Source organism: uncultured Pelagibacterium sp. (genome assembly GCF_963972885.1).
Classification (GTDB): Bacteria; Pseudomonadota; Alphaproteobacteria; order Rhizobiales; family Devosiaceae; genus Pelagibacterium; species Pelagibacterium nitratireducens.
The window spans coordinates 1-8,881 of record NZ_CAXAXY010000112.1 but is presented as its reverse complement, the minus strand read 5'-3'; the positions used below and the strand labels follow the sequence as shown (position 1 = coordinate 8,881).

Below are 8,881 nucleotides of genomic sequence, written 5' to 3'. Positions count from 1 at the left end.
TTTTGTCGCGTGTCCAAACCGCAAAACCGTTTCCACTTTTGCTGGACACGCTCTAGCGGACTGGATTTCAAAAGAAAAAGGCCGGGTGCGAACCCGGCCTTTTTCAATGTCTACTTCCCGTCGTCATCGACATAGGGGTTCTTGCCGCCGCGGACCCAGAGGCGGATGGGGGTGCCGGGGAGATTGAAGTCTTCGCGCAGGCCGTTGACGATGTAGCGTTGATAGGCCTTGGGCAGCGCATCGGGACGTGAGGCGAAGATGATAAAGCTGGGCGGGCGCGTCTTGGCCTGGGTCATGTAGCGCAGTTTCAGGCGCCGGCCGGACACCGCCGGGGGCGGATGGTGCTCGGTCATGGATGCGAGCCAGCGGTTGAGCTTGGCAGTGCGGATCTTGACGTTCCAGGTCCGCTCGATCTCGAATATCGCCTTCATGAGCTTGTCGATGTTGCGGCCCTGCAGGCCCGACATGGTGACCAGCGGGATGCCGCGCAACTGAGGCAGCAAGCGTTCACATTCGGCGCGCAGTTCGAGGATCTTGGCGTTCTTGTCTTCGATCAGGTCCCATTTGTTGACGGCGATGACCATGGCGCGGCCTTCGCGCTCGACCAGATCGGCCAGCGCCAGGTCCTGTTTTTCGAACGGGATGGTGGCATCGAGCAGCAGGACGACGATTTCGGCGTACTGGATGGAGCGCAGGCTGTCGGAGACCGAGAGCTTTTCGAGCTTTTGCTGCACGCGGGATTTGCGGCGGATGCCCGCGGTATCGACCAGGTTGATGACCCGGCCTTCCCACTCCCACGGGACCATGATCGAGTCGCGGGTGATGCCCGCTTCGGGGCCGGTGAGAAGACGTTCCTCGCCCACCATGCGGTTGATCAGCGTCGATTTGCCCGCGTTGGGGCGCCCGACGATGGCGACGTTGAGATAACGGTTGGGGTTCCAGCGCAGGGGAGCCGTGTCGCCGGCCTGATCCTCGCCCTCGTCTTCGTTGACGTCCACATCGACAGCGGGCTTTTGCACCATATCGTAGTCGAATTCGGCTTCTGCGGCAGCAGCCTTGGCTTCATCGGCCCTGTCGACGGCCTGGGAAATGATGGAATAGAGATCGGCCAGCCCCAATCCGTGCTCGGCGGAGAGAGGAATGGCTTCATCAAAGCCCAGGGCATAGGCCTCGACCAGCCCGGCCTCGGCGGCCCTGCCCTCGGCCTTGTTGCCGATGACGTGGATTTCCTTGTCGGCCTTGCGCAGCAGACGGGCGAAATGCTCGTCTGTTGGCGTCAGCCCGGCGCGGGCGTCGATCATGAACAAGATGACGTCGGCTTCGGCGATGGCCATTTCGGTCTGGCGGCGCATGCGCGCTTCGAGACTGTCGTCGTTGGCGTCTTCATAGCCGGCGGTATCGACCAGCGTGAAGGTCAGATCGCCGATCCGGCCCAGCCCTTCGCGACGGTCGCGGGTGACACCGGGCGTATCGTCGACGATGGCGATCTTGCGGCCCACCAGCCGATTGAACAGGGTCGATTTGCCGACGTTGGGGCGGCCGACGATGGCGACGGTTACGCTTGCGCTCATATCAATTCACGCTCTTGTTCGTAGTCGCCATAATTTTCCTGCGCGATGCCGAACCGCAAAAGTGCAAGCCACTTTTGCTGGCATCACTGGTGGCGACGGTTACATTCGCGCTCATTGTTCGGTTTCAGCTTCCAGCGGCTGACCGACCGTGTCCAGGCTCGGGGATTGGGCGGGAACAGTGGCCTGCTCGGGGGCCGTGTCCATGGGTCCGGTGGCACCAAGCAGGTCTTCGCTCACGTCCACACCGGTCGAGGCAAGCTGCTCGAGATAGATGAAGGCGCGCAGCTGGATGTCCTGGCCCGCATTGGGGTCGGCGGCCATGGCTTCGAAATTAATACGCGCCTCCTCGAGATTGCCCGCCTTGTAGTGGGCGAGCCCCAGCGCTTCACGGGCGCTGTTGCGCATGGCGCTGTCTTCGCCGGTCAGACCGCCGACGCGCTGCTCGACGGCACCGACATCGAGATGGTCCACGGCAAGATAGCCGCCGAGAATGTAGGCGAGTTCACGCAACCGGCGCTGGTCGAGACTGGCGGCGAGCGCGTCATAGGCCTCGATCGCGCCCTGAGGATCACCCTGCTCGGCCAGAAGCGCGGCTTCCTGAAACTGCGCCAGAATTCCATAGCCAGCCGGCCCGCTCGCTTCGAGTTCGGCAAAGGCAGCCTGAGCGCCTGCGACATCGCCGCTGTCGGCCATTTCGACCGCGGCATAATACTGGTCGGACGCGTTGGCGGCCGTGCTCGAGCGATACCACTTCCAGACTTCGTTGGCGCCCACCAGCAGCACGATAAGCACAGCACCGCCAATGATGAACGGCGCAAAGCGGCGCCAGAAGGCTTTCAGCTTGTCGCTGCGCAGTTCTTCTTCGACTTCGCGCAGGAAGGAATCGTCGCTCATCAGGGGGTATCCAGACTGTCCAAAATTTTGCCGGACAATAGTGGTGCCGCCCCTATAATGCAACGTCGCAAAGGACCGGATTCGCAGCAGTTTCACACATGGACAAGACAGAACGCCTATTTGCGATCATGGATGCCCTCCGCCGGCACCGGCTGCCGGTGACGGCGGCGCAACTGGCCCAAGTCCAAGGGGTGTCCGTTCGCACGCTTTATCGCGACATCCAGACGCTGATCGGGCTCGGCGCTCCTATCGAAGGGGAAGCGGGGGTCGGCTACATGCTGAGGCCGGGCTTTTTTCTGCCGCCGCTGATGTTTTCGGCCGATGAACTCGAGGCCCTGGTTCTTGGCGCGCGCTGGGTTGAGGCGCAGCCAGACGTCGAGCTTTCCGCTGCGGCGCGAAACGCCTTGGGCAAGATCGCCACGGCGAGCCCGGACGACTTGCGTGACCGGATTTCCGATACCGGACTGTGGCCGGTTCGGGTCGAGGCGGTCGGCGCCCCCCTGCCCCTCATGGCCCTGGTGCGGAAGGCGATGCGCGCCGAACGGGCCCTGCGCATCGACTATGAGGACGAAAAGGGCAATGCATCGGCGCGCGAAATCTGGCCGGTGCAGATCGCCTTTTACGAAAACAAGCAGATCATCGCGGCCTGGTGCACGCTGCGCAACGCGTTCCGCCATTTCCGCACCGAGAGGATTGTCGGGGCCGATTTGACCGAGGGGCGCTATGGCCGCCGCCGGGCCGCCCTTTCCGAGGACTGGCACGTCCAGTGGCTGGAAGAACAAAGCCGCCATTAGAGCCCCGGGCACGGTCGATTGCCCGGCCCTTGACGCGCGCAACCATCTGCCGACGGTGCGGGTAACCCCGGCTGTCAATCTCCATGGTTTTGCAGCGCCTCTGCCTCGGCCAGGAGCCAATCGCGAAAAGCCCTGATCTTGGGCAGCGTGCGGCGGGCGTGGGGATAGACAAGCCAGTAGCTGACGGGATCGACACCGACAGTATCGAAAGGCTGGATCAGGCGCCCATCCTTGAGTTCCTCGCGATAGAGGGCCGGAGTCAGCATGGCGATGCCGGCGCCCGAGATCGCTGCTGCGGCGTCCAGATACTGGCTGCCGAAATTGACGTTGAGCCCCTTGACCACGTCGGGACGAGGCAGGCCGACCAGTTCGAGCCATTGTGCATTCCAGAGTTCGCCCTCGCTGACGAAGGGCAGCTTGAGCAGGTCGGCCGGCGTTTCGACGCCGCCCACGCTCGCGGCCAGAGCCGGGCTGAGCATGGGCGCGTATTCGGCCCTGAACAGAAGGTGGGAGACGAGCCCAGGATATTCGCCCAATCCGACACGAATGCCGACATCGATATCGTCATGATCGAAATCGACGAGGGCCGTCGACATTTCAAGCCGCACGGCAAGTTCGGGATGGCTGATCTGGAACGCGCCAAGGCGGCGGGCCAGCCATTGGGTCGAGACGGTCGGAAGCGCCGAAATCGACAGCGTACTGCCCGTCTTCGCTTTCGCGGCCTCAAACGCACTGGCTACCGAGCGGAAGGCGCTGCTCAGGGCCGGTGCGAGTGTGTTTCCCGTGTCGGTGAGATCGAGCTTTCGTCCCTGACGCACGAACAGGGTCGCACCGATGCGCTCTTCCAGCAATTTGATGTGATAGCTGACCGCCGCCTGGGTCATGCCCAGTTCCTCGCCTGCACGAGTGAAATTGAGATGACGGGCCGCGGCCTCGAACACGCGCAGGGTTGGCAGAGGCGGCAGATTTTCGCTCATTTATCATAAGCTCTCTTTATGGATCGATGTAACGTTCGATTGGTCTTCCGAAGGCGTTCCGGCGCATTCTGGCCGGACGATACCGGAAGGATAAATCTCATGACGCGGTTTTCCAATCTTATAAGAGCAGTGTTGACGCACCCGAGCAATCGCCCGGAATATCTGGACATATCGCGGCTCAATGAGCGGATGCGGGCCGATATCGGGCTGGTGCCGATGCCGCAAGCGGAGCAACGCGGCGCCTTGCACCAGTCAAGCAACTTCCAGAGCGCGGTCGTGGTATGCAATGGGCTTTCGATAAGCCAAGTATCGCGCAGGTTCGTTTAGGGGTTCGGGGCGTCGACCATATCCCGCACGAATGCAGCGAGCGCTGGACCATCAATGCGCTCGCCATAAAGGCCGAGTTTGGAGCGGCGCCAGAGGATGTCCTGGGCGCTGCGGGCCCATTCACGCTCGACCAGGTGGCGCACTTCGGCGCCGGTCAGGCCGCAGCCGAAATCGGGGCCGAGGTCTTGGGGGGTGCGGGCGTCGCCCAGGATGGCGCAGGCGAGCGTGCCATAGGCGCGCGTGAGCCTTTCTGCATCCCGGGCGGCCAGAAACGGGTATTGAGCCCGCAGACCCTCGACTTCGGCTTCAAAGCCGTCGACGGCGAAGCCGCCGCCCGGCAGGGACGAGTGCGCGGTCCAGCGGGGCTTTCGACGCCCCAGAGCGGATTCGATGTGCTCGAGCGCGGATTCGGCGAGGCGGCGGTAGGTGGTCAGCTTGCCGCCGAACACATTGAGCAGCGCGGGCGTACCCTTGCCGCCGGTGTGTTTGAGAACATAGTCTCGCGTGGCTTCCTGAGCCTTGGAGGCGCCGTCATTGTAGAGCGGACGGACACCGGAATAGGTCCAGGAGATATCGTCTTTATCGATCGGGTCACTGAAATACTGGTTGGCCGCCTCGAGCAGATAGTCGATTTCGGCCGGGGAAATGTCGACGGATGCCGGATCGCCGTCGAAGTCCTGGTCGGTGGTGCCGATCAGGGTGAAATCGCCCTGATAGGGAATGGAAAAAAAGATGCGGCCATCGGCATTCTGGAAGAAAAAGCAGCGCGGATCGTCGTAGAGCCTGCGCACCACGATGTGGCTGCCTTTGACGAGGCGGACGTCGTGGCTTTCATTGCCGCCGATCAGGCCCGAAAGCACCTCTGATACCCAGGGTCCGGCGGCATTGACCAGCATGCGGGCCCGTGCGGTCCGGGTTTGGCCAGCGTCATTGACGGTGGTGATTTCCCAATGGTCGCCTTCCCGGTGGGCCGATGTCAGGCGTGTGCGGGTGTGAATCTCGGCGCCACGATCGGCAGCGTCGCGGGCGGTGAGGACGACGAGGCGGGCATCGTCGACCCAGCAATCGGAATATTCAAATGCCTTGGCGTGGCCGGACTTGAGAACGGCCCCCAGCGGGTCTTTTCGCAGGTTACGGGTGGCGGTGGGCGGCAGGCGCTTGCGGCCGCCTATGTGATCGTAAAGGAACAGCCCCAGCCGCAGGAGCCATGCGGGGCGCAGGCCCTTGTGATGGGGCAGGACGAAACGCAGCGGCCAGATGATGTGCGGCGCCATGGCCCAGAGCACTTCGCGTTCCTTTAAGGATTCGCGCACCAGCCGGAATTCGTAATGTTCGAGATAACGCAGGCCGCCGTGGATGAGCTTGGTGGAGGCCGAGGAGGTTCCAGAGGCCAGATCGTTCATTTCGGCAAGGCAGACCGAAAAGCCCCGCCCCGCCGCATCGCGCGCGATGCCGCAGCCATTGATGCCACCGCCGACGATAAAGATGTCGAATACCGGGTCGCTCACCCGCGCCTCCAGGAGTTCAGATCAGAGTTCGGGGCCGTCATACACCGGCAAATGTGCCGATTGTGTAACAGGCTGGAATCGGCGGGGGGTCATCCGTCGCGCAGCCAGACGACGTCATCGGGCGTAAGCGCGATATCGAGCGCCTGCAGGCTGTCATCGAGTTCGGCGAGGGTGCGCGGACCGATGAGCGGGACGATCGGGAACGACTGATGCAGGCAATAGGCGAGCGCGACGTGGATGGGTTTTTTGCCCAGCCTGTGCGCCAGCTCGACGGCGCGATCGCGACGGGCGAAATTGGCGTCGGTGTACCAGGTCTCGACCAGTTCGGGATTCTCCGTTCGGTCGCGCCCGGCCCGGTCGGTGAAAAAGCCCCTGCCCTGGCTCGACCAGGCGAAATTGGTGACCCGGCGGTCCGAGAGCCATGCGCGCCAGGCGTCATCGGACGAGGCGACACAGCCGGGCCAGAGCGGCTTTTGCATTTGGGCCAGCGAGAAATTGTTCGAGAGGGCGCCGGGCGCCGTCTTGCCGGTACGATTGGCGTAGGCGACAGCCTCATCGAAGCGCTCGCGGGTCCAGTTGGAACCACCGAACGGACCCCGGATACGTCCGCGCCGGACTTCTGCATCCATGGCGTCGACGAATTCGTCGACCGGAATATCGGTGTTGTCGCGGTGCATGAAATAGACGTCGACATGGTCGGTCTTGAGCCTGTCGAGGCTGATGTCGAGCTGTTTGGCGATCATTTCTGGATAGGTCAGTGGCGAGTGGGCGCCTTTGCCGACCACCACCACATCGTCGCGGATGCCGCGCGAGGCCTGCCAATCGCCGAACAGGGTTTCGGTGATACCATTGCCGTATATGAAGGCAGTATCGAAGGCGTTGCCACCCTTTTCATAAAACGCGTCGAGCAGGATCGCGGCGCTGGAAAAACTGCGGAAATCTTCAAAGCCGATGGCGAGCCTGGAAATCGGTTTGTCCAGGCCGGGGATGGCGATATGGCCGATCTGGTTGCCACCGATTAGCGCCTCGCCCTTGAGGGTTTTGGTGCGCAGGGCCGGCTTTTCGATCTCGTATTCGAGACCGGCGGCCTGGCGCCATTTGTCGAGGACGCGCAGATTGCCGAGGGTGTCGTCCCAGCTCATGCCGGGGGCGCTGAACTCGGTCTGGCCGGCAAGGATTGCCACACTGGCCGCCTCGGCCTCAAAGGAATAAAGCCATCCGGCTTCTGAGACCTCGATGGGCTCGTGAGTGCCGTCGGGACGGATGATGTCGATCAGGGCGGTGCCGCCCTTATGGCCGGTGGCGAACCAGAAGTCGCGCACCTCGATGCGTCCCTTTGTGCCCAGAATGCGCAGGATATTGTCCTGAGCGAGCGAAACCGAGCAGGAGACTTCGGCCAGGATGCCGCCGGGAAATTTGAGCACCGCTGCAGCCCATTCATCGACGCCGGATTGGCCGAGATGGGCGGTCCCGTGGACACTTTCGGGTTCGAGGAAGGGCTTGCCGTTTGCCGCGCCGGCGATCAGCCGCGCCATGGACACAGGATAGCAACCGACGTCGAGGATGCCGCCACCGGCGAGGTCATTGGCATAGAGGCGATGTTCGGGATCGAAGCGCGGCATGGCAAAGCCAAAGCTCGATTTTATGGCGCGGACCTCGCCGATTTCGCCGGACGCGACAAGATCGATGAGCTTTTGGGTCATGGGATGGACGCGGTACATGAAGGCCTCGCCCATAAAGGTTTTTGCCTCGCGCGCGGCGTGGAACATGGCGTCGGCCTCGAACGCGGTCAGGCCCATGGGTTTTTCGCACAGCACATGCTTGCCCGCCTCGGCCGCCTTGATGGCCCATTGGGCGTGCTGGGGGTGCGGAGTGGCTATATAGATCGCATCGACTTCGGGGTCGGCCAGCAGCGCGTCATAGCCATTGAGAACCCGGGCGCCGGGAAAGTTTTCGGCGTAGTCGGGCTTATCGGGATTGCGCGCGCCCAGCGCCACGAGTTCGCCCGATTGCGCGTGCGCCAGGCCGCCGGCGAAGGCGCGGGCGATGCCGCCCGGACCGAGGATCCCCCACCGGATTTTGTGCTGATTTGACATGGGTAGAATCTTCTTTCTCGAATTGGCCAGTGCCGCACATTGGCATCAAATTGCCTGTGACACCAAGGCACTCCTCGCCACCTTCGATAAATTGACCGCCCCTGGTTTGACGAACGGTTGGGCAGTACCCAAATATAGGGCAACACTTTCACGAAAGGACACATCGTTGACCTACGGCAAAACAAGAGAAGCCGTCGAGCGGCTGACGACCGAGCAGTTTCGGGTAACGCAGGAAAACGGGACGGAACGGCCTTTCACCGGCGAATATGACGAGCATTTCGAGCCCGGAATCTATGTCGATATCGTATCGGGCGAACCGCTTTTCTCGTCGGCGGCCAAGTATAATTCCGGTTGCGGCTGGCCTGCCTTTACCAAACCTATCGTCACAGACAATGTCGCCGAGCTGCGCGACGACAGCCACGGGATGACACGGATCGAAGTGCGTTCAAGCCATGGCGACAGCCATCTCGGTCACGTCTTTCCCGATGGACCCGCCGAGAGCGGTGGGTTGCGCTACTGCATCAACTCGGCCTCGCTCCGCTTCGTTCCCAAGCAGGACATGGAAGCGCAAGGCTATGGCTCATATCTCGATCAGGTGGAGGGATAGATGACTGAACATGCAATTTTAGCCGGTGGATGCTTCTGGGGCATGCAGGATCTGATCCGCAAGATGCCCGGCGTCATCGATACGCGGGTCGGCTATAGTGGCGGGGA

General features: G+C 62.3%; 8 protein-coding genes. 3 read left to right on the top strand and 5 right to left on the bottom strand.

The genetic code is table 11. The features are described 5' to 3' along the window. Positions 1–110: 110 nt before the first annotated feature. Together der and AACZ55_RS14270 are read right to left on the bottom strand one after the other, a co-directional pair. The gene (der, locus tag AACZ55_RS14275; RefSeq protein WP_338607169.1) at positions 111–1,571 is read right to left on the bottom strand and encodes a ribosome biogenesis GTPase Der; all 1,461 of its coding nucleotides are present in this window, start codon (positions 1,569–1,571) and stop codon (positions 111–113) included. A 111-nt stretch (positions 1,572–1,682) separates the two neighbouring features. Beyond that, on the bottom strand, positions 1,683–2,465 hold the full coding sequence (locus AACZ55_RS14270) for a tetratricopeptide repeat protein (RefSeq protein ID WP_339647178.1): 783 nt from the start codon (positions 2,463–2,465) through the stop codon (positions 1,683–1,685). Positions 2,466–2,563: 98 nt separating this feature from the next. Between AACZ55_RS14270 and AACZ55_RS14265 the strand changes: the two genes are divergently transcribed. Then, positions 2,564–3,259, top strand: a complete 696-nt coding sequence (locus AACZ55_RS14265; RefSeq protein ID WP_339647176.1) for a YafY family protein — start codon at positions 2,564–2,566, stop codon at positions 3,257–3,259. Positions 3,260–3,333: 74 nt separating this feature from the next. Here the strand turns inward: AACZ55_RS14265 and AACZ55_RS14260 are convergent, their stop codons facing one another. The 3 genes from AACZ55_RS14260 to AACZ55_RS14250 form a co-directional block, all read right to left on the bottom strand. Beyond that, positions 3,334–4,236, bottom strand: coding sequence for a LysR substrate-binding domain-containing protein (locus AACZ55_RS14260; protein ID WP_339647174.1), 903 nt, complete (start codon positions 4,234–4,236; stop codon positions 3,334–3,336). Positions 4,237–4,559: 323 nt separating this feature from the next. Then, the gene (gene glpD, locus AACZ55_RS14255; RefSeq protein ID WP_339647171.1) at positions 4,560–6,071 is read right to left on the bottom strand and encodes a glycerol-3-phosphate dehydrogenase; all 1,512 of its coding nucleotides are present in this window, start codon (positions 6,069–6,071) and stop codon (positions 4,560–4,562) included. 89 nt (positions 6,072–6,160) lie between these two features. Continuing rightward, positions 6,161–8,167: an aldo/keto reductase gene (locus tag AACZ55_RS14250; RefSeq protein ID WP_339647169.1), complete on the bottom strand. Its 2,007-nt coding sequence runs from the start codon at positions 8,165–8,167 to the stop codon at positions 6,161–6,163. Between the two features lie 166 nt (positions 8,168–8,333). Between AACZ55_RS14250 and msrB the strand changes: the two genes are divergently transcribed. Then, positions 8,334–8,774 (top strand): peptide-methionine (R)-S-oxide reductase MsrB, encoded by a 441-nt coding sequence (gene msrB / locus AACZ55_RS14245; protein ID WP_338607176.1) that lies wholly within the window; start codon positions 8,334–8,336, stop codon positions 8,772–8,774. After that, a partial coding sequence (locus AACZ55_RS14240; RefSeq protein WP_339647180.1) for a peptide-methionine (S)-S-oxide reductase occupies positions 8,775–8,881 on the top strand: 107 nt, incomplete at its 3' end.

Bases quoted from the DNA above. Each gene is read 5' to 3' on its own strand.
- der (WP_338607169.1), bottom strand. From the start codon at position 1,571: ATGAGCGCAAGCGTAACCGTCGCCATCGTCGGCCGCCCCAACGTCGGC.
- AACZ55_RS14270 (WP_339647178.1), bottom strand. From the start codon at position 2,465: ATGAGCGACGATTCCTTCCTGCGCGAAGTCGAAGAAGAACTGCGCAGC.
- AACZ55_RS14265 (WP_339647176.1), top strand. From the start codon at position 2,564: ATGGACAAGACAGAACGCCTATTTGCGATCATGGATGCCCTCCGCCGG.
- AACZ55_RS14260 (WP_339647174.1), bottom strand. From the start codon at position 4,236: ATGAGCGAAAATCTGCCGCCTCTGCCAACCCTGCGCGTGTTCGAGGCC.
- AACZ55_RS14250 (WP_339647169.1), bottom strand. From the start codon at position 8,167: ATGTCAAATCAGCACAAAATCCGGTGGGGGATCCTCGGTCCGGGCGGC.